The sequence below is a fragment of the Phyllobacterium sp. SL163 genome (genome assembly GCF_049896885.1).
GTDB lineage: Bacteria > Pseudomonadota > Alphaproteobacteria > Rhizobiales > Rhizobiaceae > Phyllobacterium > Phyllobacterium calauticae.
In genome coordinates, this window is sequence record NZ_JAFCVE010000013.1 from 13158 (window position 1) to 31608 (window position 18451).

Consider the following 18451-nt stretch of genomic DNA (forward strand, 5'->3'; position numbering starts at 1 on the left):
GGCGCTGCGAAAAAAATTCCAGTGGCACTACGATCCTGATTCTCATGTGCATTCTTCTGATTCCTAATGTCAGGATAATATTCCCACTCTGCCGGCCGCTTGACTCTTTGCTTGGATAGGAACAGAAACAGAACATACGCATTTGCTTGACATGATGTCGGCCGCCAACACGACCTTGAAGGGAGCCGTGAACGATGACTGCTGCCCGCGAAAGGGTGATTTCCGATCTGCGCGAGCGCATCGCTTCGCTTGAAGGCGTGTCAGTCCGAAAGGCTGACTACCTATCCTTCGGTATGCCGGAAATCGATGCAGTCCTGCCAGGCGGTGGTCTTGCCTATGGAGCCCTGCATGAATTCGCCGGCGGCGGGTCGGGCACGGTGGATGGTGCGGCGGCAGCGCTTTGCGCAGCGGGCATCGCGGCCCGCACCAAAGGTCCTGTTGTCTGGTGCCTGACGCGGCCCGACCTGTTTTTTCCGGCGCTCGCCCAAGTCGGACTGCATGCTGACCGGGTGATCTTCGTCGAATCCGACAAGGAGGAGGACGTGCTCGCCAATATGGAAGAGGGGCTTTCCTTCGGTGGGCTCGGCGCCGTGGTGGGTGAACTCGTTCGCCTGCCGATGGTCGGCTCGCGCCGACTGCAGCTGGCGGCCGAGAAAACAGGGACGATGGCGCTCGCTGTCAGACGCTGGCGACGACAGTCGGAGGCGAATGATTTTGGACAGCCAACGGCATCGACCACGCGATGGCGGGTCAGCGTCATGCCGTCGGAGGAATTGCCAGTGCCGGGTATTGGAAGGCCCCAATGGTTACTGGAGCTGATGCGCGTGAAAGCGGGTGAATGTGCTGAGTTTCTCGTGAGGGCATGCGATGACAAGGGTCGTCTCGATCTATCTCCCGGATCTGCCGACGGATCGCATTCGTCGCGCCGATCCCTCCATTCCGTGTGAACAGGCGATCGCCGTGATCGCCAGGAGCGGCTCGAAACGCTGGGTGTCGGCGGCGGACGCAGCCGCCAGGCAGGCGGGCGTTCATGTCGGCATGCCGGCGGCCAAAGCACAGGCGCTGTTCCGCGGCCTGATGCTGGTCGATGCGGATCCTGCAACGGATGCCGTAGCGCTCGAGCGTATCACGCTCTGGGCGCTGACGCTCTATTCCCCGATCGTCGCTGTTGATGGGGTCGATGGCATCGTCATGGATACCGAGGGTGCCGATCACCTGCAGGGCGGCGAACTGCCGATGGTGACGAAGATCGCCAACCAGTTCCTGGCAAGGAAGCTCACCCCCCGTGTCGCGATCGCTGACAGCTGGGGTGCAGCACACGCTTGCGCCCGTGCCATCAGCCGCGAGACGGTCATTGTGCCGATCTCTGAGACCGCGCGTGCCGTCGAGAAGCTGCCGATATCGCTGTTGCGTCTTTCGGGGAAGGTCGTCGGCGATCTGCGTATGCTTGGCTTCCAGACGATCGGCGAATTGGCCAACACGCCGCGTGCGCCGCTAACGCTTCGTTTCGGTCCGGAAATAGGCCGGCGGCTCGACCAGATGTTCGGCCGGGTCTCCGAACCGATCGATCCGATCCGCACCGCCGAGTTGATCGAGGTCAGTCGCGCCTTCGCCGAGCCGATCGGTGCTGCCGAGACCATCAACAAATATGTCGGCCGGCTGGTCGTGCAACTCATCGACGAACTACAGAAACGCGGCCTTGGCGTTCGCCGAGCGGATCTGATCGTCGAGAAGGTTGACGGAAAACGGCAGGCGATCCGTGCCGGCACGGTGAAACCGGTGCGCGATGTGGCCTGGTTGACGAAGCTGTTTCGCGATCGGACGGAGAAGATCGAGCCCGGTTTCGGGATCGAAAAACTTATCTTGGTTGCCGTGATAGTCGAGCCGCTGGAGGAGCGCCAGAAGTCATCATCGCTGGTCGAGGATGAAGTCACCGACGTCACGCCGCTGATCGATATCTATGGCAACCGCGGTCAGCGTGTATATCGGGTGGCGCCGGTAGCGTCCGATGTGCCAGAGCGCTCTGTACAGCGGATCAGCGCCGCGGCCGATCCGGTCGAGGTCACCTGGATCAGCCATTGGCGCCGGCCGGTTCGGCTGTTGGCGCGTCCCGAGCTGATCGAGGCTATCGCATTGCTGCCGGACCGTCCGCCGGTCTCGGTCACTTGGCGCGGCAAGCGCCGGAAGGTCAAACGCGCCGATGGTCCGGAGCGGATTTTTGGCGAATGGTGGCAGCGAGATGCGGAGATGGAAGCGGTACGGGATTACTTCGTCATCGAAGACGAGGCTGGCGAGCGCCTTTGGGTCTTTCGATCGGGAGATGGCATCGATCCGGAAACCGGTAGCCATCGCTGGTTCCTGCACGGGATTTTCGCATGAGTTATGCCGAGCTTCAGGTCACCACCCATTTTTCCTTCCTGCGCGGGGCAAGCTCCGCGCAGGAGCTTTTTGAAACCGCAAAGGCTCTCGGAATCGAAGCGCTCGGCGTCGTCGATCGCAATTCGCTGGCCGGAATTATCCGGGCGCTTGAGGCTTCCCGCGCAACGGGCTTGCGCCTAGTCGTCGGTTGCCGGCTTGATCTGCAGGAGGGAATGTCCCTCCTGGTCTATCCGACTGACCGGGCTGCCTATTCCCGGCTGACCCGGCTCATCACGCTCGGCAAGTCGCGCGGCGGCAAGAACAACTGTATCCTGCAATGGGACGACGTCATCGCCTACACCGACGGCATGATCGGCATTCTGGTGCCGGATCTGCCGGATGACGTCTGTGCAGTCCAGCTACGCAAAATGGCCGAGGTGTTTGGCGATCGCGCCTACGTGTCGCTCTGCCTCCGGCGCCGGCAGAACGACCAGCTGAGGCTGCATGAAATTTCCAATCTCGCGGCGCGGTTCAAGGTGAAAACGGTCGTCACCAATGACGTCCTCTTCCATGATCCGGGTCGCCGGCAGTTGCAGGATATCGTGACCTGCATTCGCGCCCGCACAACGATCGACGATGTTGGTTTCGAGCGCGAACGGCATGCCGACCGGTATCTGAAGCCGCCGGAAGAAATGGAACGCCTGTTTCCGCGCTACCGCGAGGCACTCGCACGGACGGTGGAGATCGTCTACCGTTGCAAATTTTCGCTGGAGGAGCTGACCTATCAATATCCGGAGGAGGCGATCGTGCCGGGCAAGGATGCCCAGGCCTCGCTCGAGTACTATGTCTGGCAGTGCATTCCAGACCGTTATCCCGAAGGTCTGCCGCCTGACGTTCTGAAGACGGTGCGCCACGAGCTCGATCTGATCCGCACCATGAAATACGCGCCCTATTTTCTCACGGTCTTCTCGATCGTGCGTTATGCGCGGGCTCAAGACATTCTTTGCCAGGGCAGGGGTTCTGCGGCCAACAGCGCCGTCTGCTATATTCTCGGTATCACCAGTATCGATCCCTCGACCAACGATCTTCTGTTTGAGCGCTTTGTATCCCAGGAGCGCGACGAGCCGCCGGATATCGATGTGGACTTCGAGCACGAGCGGCGTGAGGAGGTGATCCAGTGGATCTACCAGACCTACGGCCGGGAAAAGGCTGCACTCTGCGCGACCGTGACGCGCTATCGGGCGCGTGGCGCGATCCGTGATGTCGGCAAGGCTCTCGGCCTGCCGGAAGACGTCATCAAGGCCTTGTCTTCAGGCATGTGGTCCTGGTCGGAGGAGGTCTGCGATCGCAATGTCCGCGAGTTCAATCTCAATCCAGACGACCGGCGTCTTGTGCTCACACTGAAGCTCGCGCAGCAGCTGATGGGCGCCCCCCGGCATCTCGGCCAACACCCCGGCGGGTTTGTCCTTACCCATGATCGGCTCGACGATCTGGTACCGATCGAGCCGGCGACCATGAAGGACCGGCAGATCATCGAATGGGACAAGGATGACGTCGAAGCCCTGAAGTTCATGAAGGTGGACATCCTGGCTCTTGGCATGTTGACTTGCATGGCCAAGGCCTTCGATCTGATCCGAGAGCACAAGGATCGCGATCTCGACCTGTCGAAGATCGAGCAGGAGGATCAGGCAACCTACGCGATGATTCGGAAAGCTGACACGCTTGGCACCTTCCAGATCGAGAGCCGCGCCCAGATGGCCATGTTGCCGCGCCTGAAACCGCGGACATTCTACGATCTGGTCGTGCAGGTGGCGATCGTTCGGCCCGGGCCAATCCAGGGGGACATGGTGCATCCCTATCTACGCCGGCGCGAAGGCAAAGAGGCTGTCGAGTACCCGACGCCAGAGCTCGAGGCCGTGCTCGGCAAGACGCTCGGCGTGCCATTGTTCCAGGAAAGCGCCATGCGCGTGGCGATGGTCTGCGCCGGCTTTACCGGCGGCGAGGCCGATCAGCTGCGCAAATCCATGGCGACCTTCAAGTTCACCGGTGGCGTCTCGCGGTTCAAGGACAAGCTGGTGTCGGGAATGGTGAGGAATGGCTACACGCCCGAGTTTGCCGAAAAGACGTTCAGCCAGCTTGAAGGTTTTGGCTCCTATGGTTTCCCGGAAAGCCACGCAGCGTCGTTCGCACTGATTGCCTACGCCTCGAATTATATCAAATGCCATTACCCGGAAGCCTTCTGTGCCGCGCTGATCAATTCGCAGCCGATGGGATTTTACGCCCCTGCCCAGATCGTAGGCGACGCGCGAGCACATGGCGTCGAGGTGCGGCCGGTCTGCATCAATCGGTCCCGGTGGGACTGTACGCTGGAGCGGATCGGCAATTCCGATCGGCATGCTGTCCGGCTCGGTTTCCGGCGGGTGAAAGGATTGGCTGTCGCCGACGCCGCTCGGATCGTCACAGCACGCATGAACAATGCCTTTTCCTCGGTTGATGATATGTGGCGGCGATCAGGCGTGCCGTCGGAGGCGCTTGTCCAGCTTGCCAAAGCCGATGCGTTTCTGCCGTCGCTGAAGCTTGAGCGCCGGGAAGCGCTCTGGGCGATCAAGGCGCTGCGCGACGAACCACTGCCGTTGTTCGCGGCGGCTGCCGAACGGCAAGTGGCTGCAATTGCCGAGCAGCACGAGCCAGAGGTCGTACTTCGGCAGATGACGGACGGGCATAACGTTATCGAGGACTATAGTCATATCGGACTGACATTGCGGCAGCATCCGATCGCCTTCCTCCGCAAGGATCTGTCGGCGCGCAATATCATCACCTGTGCCGACGCGATGAATTCGAGGGACGGGCGATGGGTCTATACCGCCGGCCTTGTCCTGGTGCGGCAAAAGCCGGGATCGGCAAAAGGCGTCATGTTCATCACCATCGAAGACGAGACCGGGTCAGCCAACCTGGTTGTCTGGCCGACACTCTTTGAAAAACGAAGGCGGATCGTTCTCGGATCCTCAATGATGGCGATCAACGGCCGGATTCAGAGGGAAGGGGAGGTTGTTCATCTTGTCGCCCAGCAGCTCTTCGACTTGTCCGGCGACCTGGTCGGCCTTGCAGATCGCGATGAAGAGTTCAGACTCCCGACCGGCCGCGGTGATGAGTTCGCAAGAGGCGGAGGGCCTGATCCACGGGGTAAGCCGAAGCCGGTCGTAACCCCGCGCGACATGTTCGTGCCTGACCTTCACATCGATACGCTGAAGATCAAGGCGCGGAATTTCCATTGAGTTTGTGTGCCGGCGACTTCTGGTGTGCTATCGCCTTCGAAGACACTCAATCAATTTATAGCATGGATTTGTCGTATGCTTTGCGATCTCGCCCATTCCTTCCCGCCGAAAGTTGCCGAACTGCTCGAAAGGGATCGCGGCCTGAAGCGAAACTTCCGCGAAGAGAGCGTGACCGATCTTCTGATGGCCAGCCTGATCGGCCTCGAACCGTTTGGGATACGTGTCGATTTTCCCGACGAGCCGACCACCGGTGGTGATATGGACTGGATCTTCGCCGCTCCACAGGACATTGGGGGCGGCCGGTATCTGCGCATCATTCTGCAGGCCAAGCGCGCCCAGTTCGCCAAGTCGAAGGGTGGATATTGGTATTACCAACATCTTGACCACGACAAGGGCAAGCAAGCCCAGACCCTGATTGCTTTCTCCGGCAGCGCGCCAGGGGGTATGTCCACGCTTCCGCTTTACATTTTCTATCATCCAAGTTCAGCTCTATCGGCGAAGTCTGCCACCAGGCCGGCTGTCGAGGGCATCAACCTTGTATTTGCCCATCAGATCGCACCCGTAGTTGCCGGCGGTTGCAAACGCGACCGGAAGATGGTTGAGACCTGGCGCGGCTCGTTCATGCCGCTCTCCGACATTTTATGTTGGCCGTTCGTGCACCTTCCGACATCGATCGGCCCGTCTCCGGCTGGCACCATTGGGTTTCAGATCAGCGGCGGACCACGGCGCGTTTTTCCCTTCGCACCGGCATTTCATCCAGATGTTGTCGCCTCACGTCTTGAGCGGCGTTTTGAAACCCTCAGGGACAAGGGTCCGATCGTCGACATCCCCGCGCTTTCCATAACCGCGACCGACGACATACCGCCCGATATAAGAAGGGCTATCGACGGCAACGTGACCCGTGCGGACCGCAAGGAGCTTTCCCGACCGCGGGTGATTTTCTCGACGATGATGACTCGCGAGCACCCGTCAATCATTCGAGCGGTGGGCAAAAGCGGCACCTAGGTTCCGGAGCGGCGCGGGTGAAATCTCTCCGCTAGATTGGCGGGCGGACGCCAGTCCGACCGCCTATATCGAAGAGTTTCAAACAAATGGGAGTCTTAAGGTAGGTTGTGACGCCAGATGAACTCGTCGATCGATCGGCCGTTACATGCAGCGAAGATGAGGCCAAGAAGGGTAATCCATTGGGTAGCGTGTTCGATTGTCTGGACGAGGAAGTCGATCATGATGGCTCCTGTGAGCTGTTCGAGTTGAGCCACATCCAAGTTGGCACATTCATGATCGACCGTCGGCTTGCAAGGAACCAGCCTTGGCAGATGTCGCACGAAAGCGTGCACGTGTGACGCTCAACAGGTGTCATGTTATAACATATCACATAAGATGCCTTATGGAACTAACTAACGGGCATTAAAGGGGAAAATTTCCCTACTCGCGTGCCGGATCGAAGAAGGCTTTCGAAAAATAATCGACCATCTTCGAGGATTGAGATCCTTTCCGAACACGTTTGTTTTCCTCGAAGTCCACCGACGGCAACATGTGAATAAATTGATCTTCGGAATAGAGGCTCATGACATCGTCGGGACTAAGCCCACCAGTCCGCAATCCGGTCAGGTTGTTAGCAGCTTCAAGCGCTGCGCCAATCATAACATCCGCCACCTGCACTGCGGGACTTGTTTTTGAGTCGACTTGAACAACTTGCGTGAGCTTCAACGGGAACTTCATCGATCCGATTTCTGTTGGCCGAAACTCTATCTCGACGTCGTGGTCAATGAAACGTTGGATCAACGGGTGATATGTCAGGAGGTTTTTGGATTGGTCATGTTCGACGCGGTAAGGTCCCGCTGCCATAACCTCCATCCTGGAAATCAGTGACTGCAACACAACGAGCGCTGCATCTGTGTTAACGCCAGGCGTCGATATTGCATCCCAACACTCCGGCGCCGCGAACTCGCCCAAGGGGCCGAGGATTTCTGGAAGTTCGCGCCACTTTGTATTTCTCGCAGCCGAATTCAGTCTTATTCGCGACAGATGGTCTTTCTGCTTTACGGCATTTTGAAACGCGAGAAGCAGCTCCTCATAGTCTGCGCCACCCAACATCGTGGGGCCGACGGTGTGGAGGAGCGATGCCATCCCATAGTTTCTGCCATCGACGTAGAGATCGAACCCCCTCTCGTAATAATAGGGCTCAACTGCATAATCCACGAACATGAGCGCCAGTAAGTAGCGCTTGTCGCAGATGTAGGTGATGCATTTCTGATGCGTATGCAGGTCCTTGAGCAAGCCCAAAAGGCGCGGGTGATTTGCAGGCCGTCGTGAAAGAGCGCGGTATTTCAGTTCAGAAGCTTGAAGGTTTGGAAAATGCGACTTGATGAGTCTGGCGGCTTCCTGATCATCAATTGCGATGGCCGATGCACCCTGAAAGCGCTGCTCGGCATTCAAAAGATCAAATCCCGTATATCCGCTCTCGTCGATCCTGAAGCATTCCATTTCCAAAGCCCTACCGATTGGCGCCCCGCATATTCCAAGGCAGTGCGTATTTCTTGATCAACCCAAGCTCAAGGCCCGCACTCCCATGAATTGGCGAACCATTCCATTCGAGGTCGGGCGGAATCGCGACAACAATCTCAATCGCCTCCAAGCCTGCTAGCTCCGCCTTGATCTTCGCATTGAGACGTTGGCTCGTCCGCTGCGATATGCCGGGGCGACCGTAAAAATAGAGACGCTTTGAAAGCCCCATTGTCGCAACGCCAACATAAAGCGCCTTTCCCGATCGAACGAAGGCGTAAACGCCAACTTCACGCGGGACTGGCATTTCAAGAACCAGATGCTCTCCCGAAAGCATCCATCGGCTTACCCATTGAAAACCTCCAGCTATAAGTAGCTCGACCGTCAAGCTTGGCCTGCTGCCCTGGCGATCCCCAAGGTTGATTTCAAGTGGGTTTGTCTGCGATGCGATGCGCCCGTTCCCGGCGTTCACAACGTTATAAGCATGCTGATATCGGATACCGAGCCGCTTGGCGATTTCAGCCGGTTTCAGGCCTTCAGCTGCTAAATCGCGAATTTGATCAGCCTTACTCAAAGGTCTCTCTCAAGACTTGCTTTGACACGCGGCACGGAGCCGAGCGCATGCGCAAACGCCTCCGATCGCCGGATCAAGACTGCATCGGGATCGACGATGGTGAACCATCTCTGTCGCTGCACAAAAGACGTGGAGCTACCTGGTCTAGGCACGGAGACGTTGGTCCGGAGCGTTAAGACTTGCGATGCATCCGCTTCGGCGCGAAGACGGGCGTGCAAATTCGCCAGCAGCAGTTCGTGAGTCATGTTCCTGCCGGGAAAGGTTATAAAGACGACCGCCCTGCCCGGTCGGCGGAGTTTGCGTATTTCGGCGAAGGTCGCATGCTTTGCGGTTTCGGTTCCGATGCCGTTGTCGGGATCCAGGAACACAAGATCCGAATTCTCAAGAGTGTGGCGTTTCCGGGCTGCCCACGCCATCCGCTCTGCTCTGGAAGGCATCGGTTCGGTGTAAAAAACGGATCCTGGAGGCCAGATCGCGAGTGCCTCGAGCGCGGTGACCGAGCGGTCGGGCAACGAGGTGAGGCCTGTGTGAAGCACTCCGTCGAGTTCTTTCCATGCCGGCTCAGTCCGCCATTCCAGGTGCCTGCCGTCAGGCTTGCCATCATTTCCTGGTACGTAATACCAAGCAACGCCCAGCTTCCGGTCATTACCTGCAAGTGACCGGAGAAGTGCAAGCTTCAGGACATCGCTTACATCGCCTGCGTACTGATCGCGCATATCGATCCCATCAGTTGCGGTTGAGGCCCATGGCCCGGCTCTGAAGCTTGTTCTTCCAAAGACCTTCAAGCTCCCTTATGTCGTCAATGGAAGCGCCGGTCCCGACCGTTTCGAGAATTGAAACCTGATAGTCACTAGAGTCGCGGCTCTTCAATTCGACATTGCCGCCATGGCCAGTAGCAAAATATTCTCTCCAGCGGTTGAGAAACCCGCCCACTCCTGAGGCCATCCCGACGTACTGCTCGCGGGTTCTCGGGCAGGTCAGCAGATAAATGCCACGTGTTGCGGCTAGAGCAGCCATCCAGGACGGCGGCATAGATTCAATGTCTGAGAGGTTTAGAATTAGAGCCTGGAAACCTGGAAAAGGATCCTCGCCCAGATTTCTACGCAGTTCCACAATTGGTTTCGCGTTGCTATCGCCTCGTTGAATCCAGGACCGATATCCGGAGCCCCAATCGATCCATAACCTGCCTGCGAGATCGGCAAGCTCGTTGCGAAGCTCCAGTTTATAGAGGTGGCAGCTGCCCGCTTCTTCGACGCCTCCGGTGATGGGATGTGGTCGATCCTGCCCCAGCAACCCCACCAGCTGCGCCGAATAAAGCCCGACAAACAGGGTTTCTCTCTCGGGAACTCCGACAAAAGATGCCCAAATTGGTGCTCGGAGGCGCGCTAGGTCTCCAATGCTTTGCGTTTCCTGATAGGCCTCAAACCTCTCGCGATGGTCCCGCCACAGCGCATAGGGAGATTTAAAGCCCGTGTATCGATTGTCTTGGTGACGCAGCAGCCTGACGGAACTGCGATCGATTCCAGCGAGATCCAGAATATTTCCGAATGTGAGCAAGCAAGTCATCCGATTCTACTTTTGATCGATCTTGAGGCAATCGCGTCGCAGAATGCAAACGGCTTTCGCAGCTCGAACCTCCCGGATGCGGCGGCGCTAACTTCATTGTCCGTGGCGCCGATGTGAACACTCGAACGACAGACAAATACACCCAGAAGCAGACCAATCCCGCTCTCATGTGATGGCGTCCTGGCCCAGGTCCGGATCTCCCACGATCAACCCGTGAAGGGTCCGCTAGCAAGCTGCGGCCGCTTGGCTGCGCCGTCGCGGTGATCGCGCCCGGCCCCAGGCCTTTTTGGAGCCATCGAGCGGGAATTGGCCCGCTCCTGATGGAGCCTTTCAACATGTCGCACGATCTCGTCCTCGCCCAGTCTCACGCCTTTCAGCTTTCCCGCGACCTGATGGTCCCGGTCACCGTCTTCGAAGTCGACGGTGAGTATGGCGTCCTTCCCTCCGACGAGATCGACGCTAGCGACGACCTCTCGGTCATTCATGAATTCCATCCATTTGGGGCTCATTGAGCCCCGCTTTGCCGTTCCGGCTGCCGCTTGCGAGCTGGCGGCCGCAAGGGAAGCTCCGCCATGGCCGGTGCAAATCTGCACCTTGCCTGCCATGCCCTTGCAGCCTTTGCTCTTCGCGCCTGTCGGAACCTGATCCCGCATGTTGCGGGAAGAAAAGAGATGAGAGGTCGGCCGCTTTGCGGCCGGAGGAGAAGAATATGAAGAGAGACGAGATCGAACGACTTCGGCAGACGGTGGGTTGCCAGCTGGTGTTGGAAACCGCGGGATTCGCCCTCGATGTCAAGGAAAGCACGAAACGCGCGATGAAGTATCGTCGAGGCGGCGACATCATCATTGTCACGCACGGTGGGCGGGGCTGGTTTAATCCTCTGGGTGACGACAAGGGTGATATCTTCGGTCTGGTGGCAGCCCTGGAGGGATACGACTTCCTCGACGGATGCGAGCGGGTCGCCGCACTTTCCGGCCTTCAGCCCTCCGATCCGATTTGGCGACCGGACGACCGTGAGGCCAGGAACTCGGCGTCAGTCGCCGAGGATTGGGCGCGCCGACGATCCCCTTGGCCAGGGTCCGCCACCTGGCGCTATCTTCGTTGGCACCGGTCCCTCCCGGCTTTTGTCCTCCGCGCGGCGATCAATCGGGATCTGCTGCGCGAGGGGCCATACGGGAGCATGTGGGCGGCGCATACGGAAGACGGTGGCGCGATCAGCGGATGGGAGGGCCGCGGCCCCGAATGGCGCGGCTTCGCTACAGGCGGGAGCAAGATCCTGTTTCGGCTCGGCACGGCCCCCGCCACGCGTCTCTGTGTGACCGAGGCGGCCATCGATGCAATGAGCCTGGCTGCGATCGAAGGAATGCGAGACGCCACGCTTTATCTCAGCACAGGCGGGGGCTGGGCGCCGGCGACAGTATCAGCGCTGCGCCGGCTATGCGAAACGCCCGACGTGCAACTCGTTGCGGCGACAGACGCGAACGTGCAGGGCGATGCTTTTGCTGACCGGCTGCGGGGGGTGGCTGAAGATGTGGGCTGCTCATGGTTTCGGCTGCGGCCGTCAGCTGAGGATTGGAACGAGGTGCTGAAGCAGATGCAAAGAGAGAAAGAGGAAGCAGGAAAAGAGCGACGTGCCGCATCTGCGTCAACCGCATCAAGGGAGGCTGCGCCCGGCGATGCCGGCCCTTGACCCGGCCGCCCCCGATGTCGGCAGCTCGGGAGGGGTCATGAAGGACTGAAGAAAAAACCGAGGTCGTGAGGATCTCGGCACTTCGGCCCTGATAACCTGAAGGAGCAGCCAATGTCCGACCAAATCTCGATCCGCAAGGTTTTTGAGGGACCCGCCACCCGCAAGCAAATGTTTTCGCTTTTCGATCGCCATGCCAAACGTCCGTCGCGCGGCCAGGATGAACCAGCTTCGCTGTACGCCGGCGAATGGTTCGAGGTCTCGGAAGCCGAGCACGATTACATGTTCGAGATCTTGCCGCCGCTCTGGATCCGCGGTTCGATCTTCGCCATGCGCGAGTTCATGACCGGTTCCGTGACCTCGGTCTTCTTCGCGCTGCGCATCGATGGCGCTCTCCGGCATTTCCACGGCTATTGCGATCTTTCCGACCGTGGATCGATTGAGGCGATGCGCATTGCCATCATCGATCGCGAAAGCCGACCGGTCCGCGCCATGACGCGTGAGGAACGCGTCGAGCATATCTGGTCGACCACGGCAGATGCCTATCGCGGCTATGCGGGCGATCAGTGGCCGCGAGCCCTGCAGGGGAAGCGGACCGTGATGATCTGGAGCAATGGAAAAGGCGCGATCCTGAAGCTGCTCGACGATCTCACCGACGACGAGATCGCCGCCAAGCTGCCGGTGCAGTTCCGCCAACTGCCCGACGCCGTCGCGGCGTGAGGAGGAAACCATGCTGTCTTTCCCGATCGAGGCCGTCCGTGAGATCATCGCCCGCGGACGCAAGGACGCCGCGGCCAATGGCGGGTATCGCAATCCCTATTACGGGATGCGACCTGGCGAAGGAGAACAACCCGGCCTATGGCTGGTGGGCGATCACGGCGTCTACGTGATGTCGAACGGCAAGCTTGCAGAGGCCGGTCGGCCGCTTGTCGCCTATGCTGAGGAATGCGATCCCACCAGCAACGACGACTGGTTTCATATCAAGCGTCAGACCTTTGGCGGCGATGACGGTGTCGAGTTCTTTGACGCCCATCATCTGGAAGCCCTGATCGCCGCGAAGCCGGGCGCCACACACCTCTCCATCGCGTTTCGGGATGAGACGATAGAACTGTGTCTGGTGACGCGCGCTTGAGCATCCGGCAGGCGCCAATCCGTAATGCAACCTTCCACAATCTAGCACGATCCTCACCGGCGCCTCGGCGGCCGGCGGACACGTGCGCTTGTCCACCAAGGAGAAAACCTATGAGCAACAATCCTTTTTCTCTCGATCGGTCTGGCGGCCTCGACATGTTCGGCAGCAGCGCATTGTCATCCGGGCTCGGTCTCGACGTCACGGCGTTTGGCGGCTTCGACGCGATTGCGGCCAATGATGACGATCCAGACCCGCCCCCATCCTCTCCCTCTTCCGCCAGGCGCGCTGTCGCCGGAACGAAACCGGCGCCGAGCAGTCAAGGACGGAGGCAAGGAGACCATGCGAACTTCTATCTCGACAACGAAGACCGCGATCTTGCCGCAACCTGGAAGGAGCGGGCACGCCTAAATGTCGCCGCCATCCTGACCGCGAACGAGATCGAGCGAAATGCTGTTTCGGTCACACGCGACCACCAAAAGCGGTTGATCCGCTTCACCGGTTTTGGCGCATCGGAATTGGCGAATGGCATGTTCCGCCGGCCGGGCGAGACGGAATTCCGTGATGGTTGGGATGCGCTCGGCGGCTCGCTGGAAGCTGCCGTCAATCAGTCAGACTATGCGTCGCTGGCCCGCTGCACGCAGTATGCGCATTTTACGCCTGAATTCATCGTCCGGGCGATCTGGTCGGGGTTAAAGCGGCTCGGCTGGCGCGGGGGCCGCGTGCTCGAACCGGGGATCGGGACGGGACTGTTTCCGGCCCTGATGCCAACAGAATATCGGGATCTCTCCTATGTCACTGGGATCGAACTCGATCCGGTGACCGCAAGGATCGCGCAGCTTCTGCAGCCGAAAGCACGGATCATCAATAATGACTTCGCCCGCACTGATCTGGCGGCGATCTATGATCTCGCCATCGGCAACCCGCCTTTCTCCAATCGCACCGTCCGCTCCGACCGAAGCTATCGTTCGCTGGGTCTTCGTCTGCACGACTATTTCATCGCCCGGTCGATCGATCTCCTGAAGCCGGGCGCACTAGCTGCTTTCGTCACCAGCGCCGGTACCATGGACAAGGCGGACACGACCGCGCGAGAAACTATCGCCAAGTCCGCCAACCTGATTGCAGCAATCCGCCTGCCCGAGGGAAGTTTTCGTCGCGACGCCGGGACGGACACGGTGGTCGATATCCTTTTCTTCCGAAGACGGAAGCTCGGCGAGCCCGAGGGTGATCTCCTGTGGCTCGATGTCGATGAGATCAGCGGCGCCACCGAGGATGAGGGCGCGATCCGCGTCAACCGCTGGTTCGTCCGTCATCCCGATTTTGTGCTCGGCACCCATGCGCTGACCTCGGGACCGTTCGGTGAGACCTACACCTGCAGACGCCGTGCCGGCAGCGATCTCGAAGCAGACTTGAACGCCGCCATCGGTCGCCTGCCCGAGGACATCTATGACGGCGAGCCGACTGCCATCGATCTCGACTTTGAGGACGAGCGCGGCGATATCGTAGATCTTCGGCCTAACACGTCGAAGGTCCGGGCGGGCAGTTACCTCGTCGATCCAACGCATGGCCTGATGCAAATCGTCGATGGTGCGCCGGTGGCGATCACTGTCCGGAAGAGCCGGAGCGGCGATGGCTTGTCGGAAAAGCACGTTCGGATCATCAAGAAGTTGATCCCGATCCGCGATGCGGTGCGTGAGTTGTTGAAAGCCCAGGAGACCGACCGCCCATGGCGTGATGCCCAGGTGCGGCTGCGGATCGCCTGGTCGAGCTTCGTGCGCGACTTCGGTCCGATCAACCATACGACGGTTACGATCCAGGACGATGCTGAAACCAACGAGGTTCGGGAGAGCCACCGCCAGCCGAATCTGCAGCCGTTCCGCGACGATCCGGATTGCTGGCTCGTTGCCTCCATCGAGGACTATGATCTCGACACGGATACGGCCAAGCCCGGCCCGATCTTTTCAGAGCGGGTCATCGCGCCGCCTGCCCCACCCGTTGTCACCAGCGCCGCCGATGCGCTTGCCGTCGTCCTTAATGAGGCCGGCCGGGTCGATCTCGATTACATCGCCGAGCTTCTGCATTGCGACCGCGATGCTGCCGTCGAGCAGCTTGGTGAGACTGTGTTTCAGGACCCGGTCGACGGCTCGTGGCAGACCGCAGACGCTTACCTTTCGGGCCAGGTCCGAACCAAGCTCTCCGTTGCGGAGGCCGCTGCAGAGCTGGATCCTGCCTTCCAGCGGAATGTTCGCGCCCTGCAGGCGGTGCAGCCGGCCGATCTGCGGCCGTCGGATATCACTGCACGTCTCGGCGCGCCGTGGATCCCGGCCAGCGATGTCGTAACCTTCGTCAAGGAGATGATGGCGGCCGATATTCGCATCCATCACACGCCCGAGCTTGGTTCGTGGACGGTCGAGGCCCGCCAGCTCGGCTATTCAGCCGCCGGTACGTCGGAATGGGGCACCAGCCGTCGCCGCGCCGGCGAGCTGCTATCTGACGCACTGAACAGCCGCGTGCCGCAGATCTTCGACATCTTCAAGGACGTAAACGGCGAGCGGCGAGTGCTTAATGTCGTCGACACTGAAGCTGCGCGGGAAAAGCTGCAGAAGATCCGCAGCGAATTCGAACGGTGGGTCTGGACCGATCCGGATCGAACCGACCGGTTGGCCACGGTCTATAACGACCGGTTCAATAATATCGCACCGCGGGCCTTCGACGGCTCCCATCTCAAACTTCCCGGCGCCTCGAGCGCCTTTGTTCTTTATGGGCACCAGAAATGCGGCATCTGGCGTATCATCGCAGATGGCGCCACCTATCTGGCGCATGCCGTCGGCGCTGGAAAAACGATGACCATGGCGGCCGCGATCATGGAACAGCGTCGGCTCGGCCTGATCGCCAAGGCGATGCTCGTCGTTCCCGGCCATTGCCTCGCGCAGGCTGCCCGTGAGTTCCTAGCGCTTTATCCGAACGCCCGCATCTTGGTCGCCGACGAGACCAACTTTACCAAGGACAAGCGCGCCCGGTTCCTCAGCCGTGCCGCGACGGCGACCTGGGATGCGATCATCATCACCCACTCCGCCTTCAAGTTCATCGGCGTCCCCTCGGCCTTCGAACAGCAGATGATCCAGGACGAGCTTCAGCTCTATGAGGATCTGCTGCTCAAGGTCGATGGTGAAGACCGGGTATCGCGCAAACGCCTCGAGCGTTTGAAGGAGGGGTTGGAGGAGCGGCTGCAGGCGCTCACCACAAGGAAAGACGATCTGCTGACGATCTCCGAAATCGGCGTCGACCAGATTGTCGTCGACGAGGCGCAGGAGTTCCGCAAGCTGTCCTTCGCCACAAACATGTCGACCTTGAAAGGGATCGATCCCAACGGATCGCAGCGCGCCTGGGACCTTTATGTCAAATCCCGCTTCATCGAAACGAAGAACCCGGGCCGCGCGTTGGTGTTGGCATCCGGCACGCCGATCACCAACACGCTCGGCGAAATGTTCTCGATCCAGCGCGTGCTTGGCCACGAGGATTTGCACGAGCGCGGTCTTCACGAATTCGATGCTTGGGCGTCCTGCTTTGGCGACACAGTTACTGAGCTCGAAATCCAGCCGTCTGGCAAATACAAGCCGGTCAGCCGATTTGCGTCTTTCGTCAACGTGCCCGAATTGATCGCTATGTTCCGCAGCTTCGCGGATGTGGTGATGCCGTCCGATCTGCGCGGATACGTTCACGTGCCGGATATCTCGACGGGCCGCCGGCAGATCCTGACCGCGTCTCCGACGCCAATGTTCAAGACCTACCAGCAGCTGCTAGAAACCCGGATCAAGGCGATCGAAGAACGCGAGGGCCCCGCCCAGCCCGGCGACGACATTCTGCTCTCTGTCATCACCGATGGCCGTCATGCAGCGATCGATCTGCGCCTGGTTATGCCGGCAATGGAGGACGAGCCACACAACAAGCTTAATCTCCTGATCCGCAATGCGTTGCGCATCTGGCAGGAGACATCAGAGAACACTTACGTGCGTCCAGATGGAAAACCCTACGAACTACCGGGTGCAGCGCAGATGATTTTTTCCGATCTCGGCACCATCAATGTCGAGAAGACCCGCGGCTTCTCCGCCTATCGCTGGATTCGCGACGAACTGATCCGGCTCGGCGTGCCGCCCTCGGAAATCGCCTACATGCAGGATTTCAAGAAGACCGAGGCTAAGCAGCGGTTGTTCGGCGATGTCCGCGCCGGCCGGGTGCGTTTCCTGATCGGCAGTTCCGAGACGATGGGCACCGGCGTCAATGCTCAACTCCGATTGAAGGCGCTGCATCATCTTGATGTTCCGTGGCTGCCGTCGCAGATCGAGCAGCGCGAGGGCCGGATTGTCCGCCAGGGCAATCAGCACGATGTCGTCGATATCTTTGCCTACGCCACACAGGGGTCGCTTGATGCCAGCATGTGGCAGAACAACGAGCGCAAGGCTCGCTTCATTGCCGCTGCCCTCTCCGGAGACACTTCGATCCGCCGGCTTGAAGATCTCGGCGAAGGTCAGGCCAACCAGTTCGCCATGGCCAAGGCTATCGCTTCCGGCGACGAACGCCTGATGAAGAAGGCGGGGCTCGAAGCCGATATCGCCCGCCTCGAACGCCTTCGCGCCGCCCACGACGACGACCTGTTTGCGGTGCGCCGGCAGATCCGCGACGCGGAGCGCGATATCGAACACGCGACGCGTCGCATAGGGGAGATTGGCCAGGACATCGCCCGGCTTATCCCGACCAGTGGAGAGGCCTTCACGATGACCGCACTCGGGCAGCCCCATACCGAGCGCAAGGAGGCAGGCCGCGCGGTCATGAAGGAAATCCTGACGCTCGTGCAGCTGCAACAGGCGGGAGAGGTCCATCTAGCGACGATCGGCGGCTTCGATCTCGTCTTCGACGGCGAGCGAATTGGTAAGGACGGCTTCCACTACCAGACCATTCTTCGGCGTACAGGCGCCGACTACGAAATCGATCTGGCCGTCACGGTCACGCCGCTTGGGGCAATCTCACGGCTGGAGCATGCGCTCGACGGTTTTGGCGACGAGCAGCAGCGATATCGCCAGCAGCTCGACAGCGCAGAGCGCCGCCTCGCCTCCTACCGCTCCCGCGACGGTGGAACATTCGCTTTCGCAGACGAGCTCGCAGACAAGCGCCGGCAGCTGCGCGAGAACGAAGCATTGCTGGCGGCTGATCGCGATGCAAGCCACGCGTGCGCCGCATAGCTGCACTGCACAAAATTTAGGTGCATTGCGATGATTAATTCATCATAATGCTCGCAGCTGATGCACATGGCGGTCACCTCCCAGTTCCGCCGCAGCAGCTGTTCCCCTCTGGAGGTT

Annotated in this window: 13 protein-coding genes; 9 read left to right on the forward strand and 4 right to left on the reverse strand. The window is 59.8% G+C overall.

All coding sequences use genetic code 11. From position 1 onward, the window contains the following. The first annotated feature begins 194 nt into the window (after positions 1-194). The 4 genes from ACP7B1_RS23370 to ACP7B1_RS23385 all read left to right on the forward strand — a co-directional run bounded on the left by ACP7B1_RS23370 (position 195) and on the right by ACP7B1_RS23385 (position 6638). The gene (locus tag ACP7B1_RS23370) at positions 195-947 is read left to right on the forward strand and encodes an ImuA family protein (protein ID WP_426137302.1); all 753 of its coding nucleotides are present in this window, start codon (positions 195-197) and stop codon (positions 945-947) included. Next, on the forward strand, positions 868-2379 hold the full coding sequence (locus tag ACP7B1_RS23375; RefSeq protein ID WP_426137303.1) for a Y-family DNA polymerase: 1512 nt from the start codon (positions 868-870) through the stop codon (positions 2377-2379). The genes ACP7B1_RS23370 and ACP7B1_RS23375 overlap by 80 nt, the downstream gene beginning before the upstream one ends. Further along, positions 2376-5633 carry an error-prone DNA polymerase gene (locus ACP7B1_RS23380; RefSeq protein ID WP_426137304.1) on the forward strand — a complete coding sequence of 1086 codons (3258 nt, stop codon included), beginning with the start codon at positions 2376-2378 and terminating at the stop codon, positions 5631-5633. The genes ACP7B1_RS23375 and ACP7B1_RS23380 overlap by 4 nt, the downstream gene beginning before the upstream one ends. A gap of 75 nt (positions 5634-5708) precedes the next feature. Continuing rightward, positions 5709-6638 (forward strand): DUF6615 family protein, encoded by a 930-nt coding sequence (locus ACP7B1_RS23385; protein WP_426137305.1) that lies wholly within the window; start codon positions 5709-5711, stop codon positions 6636-6638. 420 nt (positions 6639-7058) lie between these two features. On the opposite strand, the gene ACP7B1_RS23390 is transcribed toward ACP7B1_RS23385, so the two are convergent. From ACP7B1_RS23390 to ACP7B1_RS23405, 4 genes are read right to left on the reverse strand one after another with little or no spacing between them, the layout of a single operon-like run. Continuing rightward, positions 7059-8120, reverse strand: a complete 1062-nt coding sequence (locus ACP7B1_RS23390; RefSeq protein WP_426137306.1) for a hypothetical protein — start codon at positions 8118-8120, stop codon at positions 7059-7061. Positions 8121-8130: 10 nt separating this feature from the next. Continuing rightward, positions 8131-8712, reverse strand: a complete 582-nt coding sequence (locus ACP7B1_RS23395) for a GIY-YIG nuclease family protein (protein ID WP_426137307.1) — start codon at positions 8710-8712, stop codon at positions 8131-8133. After that, positions 8709-9428, reverse strand: a complete 720-nt coding sequence (locus ACP7B1_RS23400) for a hypothetical protein (protein ID WP_426137308.1) — start codon at positions 9426-9428, stop codon at positions 8709-8711. The genes ACP7B1_RS23395 and ACP7B1_RS23400 overlap by 4 nt, the downstream gene beginning before the upstream one ends. Before the next feature lie 10 nt (positions 9429-9438). Then, positions 9439-10269, reverse strand: coding sequence for a GIY-YIG nuclease family protein (locus ACP7B1_RS23405; protein ID WP_426137309.1), 831 nt, complete (start codon positions 10267-10269; stop codon positions 9439-9441). Positions 10270-10613: 344 nt separating this feature from the next. Here ACP7B1_RS23405 and ACP7B1_RS23410 point away from each other — a divergent pair, with 344 nt between their 5' ends. The 5 genes from ACP7B1_RS23410 (at position 10614) to ACP7B1_RS23430 (ending at position 18334) form a co-directional block, all read left to right on the forward strand. Beyond that, on the forward strand, positions 10614-10790 hold the full coding sequence (locus tag ACP7B1_RS23410; protein WP_426137310.1) for a hypothetical protein: 177 nt from the start codon (positions 10614-10616) through the stop codon (positions 10788-10790). 197 nt (positions 10791-10987) lie between these two features. After that, positions 10988-11968 (forward strand): DUF3991 and toprim domain-containing protein, encoded by a 981-nt coding sequence (locus tag ACP7B1_RS23415; RefSeq protein WP_426137311.1) that lies wholly within the window; start codon positions 10988-10990, stop codon positions 11966-11968. A gap of 111 nt (positions 11969-12079) precedes the next feature. Next, on the forward strand, positions 12080-12685 hold the full coding sequence (locus ACP7B1_RS23420) for a DUF1419 domain-containing protein (protein WP_426137312.1): 606 nt from the start codon (positions 12080-12082) through the stop codon (positions 12683-12685). Between the two features lie 10 nt (positions 12686-12695). Next, positions 12696-13097, forward strand: a complete 402-nt coding sequence (locus ACP7B1_RS23425) for a DUF3085 domain-containing protein (protein WP_426137313.1) — start codon at positions 12696-12698, stop codon at positions 13095-13097. 110 nt (positions 13098-13207) lie between these two features. After that, on the forward strand, positions 13208-18334 hold the full coding sequence (locus ACP7B1_RS23430; protein WP_426137370.1) for a DEAD/DEAH box helicase family protein: 5127 nt from the start codon (positions 13208-13210) through the stop codon (positions 18332-18334). Positions 18335-18451: the final 117 nt, after the last annotated feature.

What these genes read in the sequence shown, in the direction of transcription:
- ACP7B1_RS23370 (WP_426137302.1), top strand. Translation starts at nt 195, where the DNA reads ATGACTGCTGCCCGCGAAAGGGTGATTTCCGATCTGCGCGAGCGCATC.
- ACP7B1_RS23375 (WP_426137303.1), top strand. Translation starts at nt 868, where the DNA reads ATGACAAGGGTCGTCTCGATCTATCTCCCGGATCTGCCGACGGATCGC.
- ACP7B1_RS23380 (WP_426137304.1), top strand. Translation starts at nt 2,376, where the DNA reads ATGAGTTATGCCGAGCTTCAGGTCACCACCCATTTTTCCTTCCTGCGC.
- ACP7B1_RS23385 (WP_426137305.1), top strand. Translation starts at nt 5,709, where the DNA reads ATGCTTTGCGATCTCGCCCATTCCTTCCCGCCGAAAGTTGCCGAACTG.
- ACP7B1_RS23390 (WP_426137306.1), bottom strand. Translation starts at nt 8,120, where the DNA reads ATGGAATGCTTCAGGATCGACGAGAGCGGATATACGGGATTTGATCTT.
- ACP7B1_RS23400 (WP_426137308.1), bottom strand. Translation starts at nt 9,428, where the DNA reads ATGCGCGATCAGTACGCAGGCGATGTAAGCGATGTCCTGAAGCTTGCA.
- ACP7B1_RS23410 (WP_426137310.1), top strand. Translation starts at nt 10,614, where the DNA reads ATGTCGCACGATCTCGTCCTCGCCCAGTCTCACGCCTTTCAGCTTTCC.
- ACP7B1_RS23415 (WP_426137311.1), top strand. Translation starts at nt 10,988, where the DNA reads ATGAAGAGAGACGAGATCGAACGACTTCGGCAGACGGTGGGTTGCCAG.
- ACP7B1_RS23420 (WP_426137312.1), top strand. Translation starts at nt 12,080, where the DNA reads ATGTCCGACCAAATCTCGATCCGCAAGGTTTTTGAGGGACCCGCCACC.
- ACP7B1_RS23425 (WP_426137313.1), top strand. Translation starts at nt 12,696, where the DNA reads ATGCTGTCTTTCCCGATCGAGGCCGTCCGTGAGATCATCGCCCGCGGA.
- ACP7B1_RS23430 (WP_426137370.1), top strand. Translation starts at nt 13,208, where the DNA reads ATGAGCAACAATCCTTTTTCTCTCGATCGGTCTGGCGGCCTCGACATG.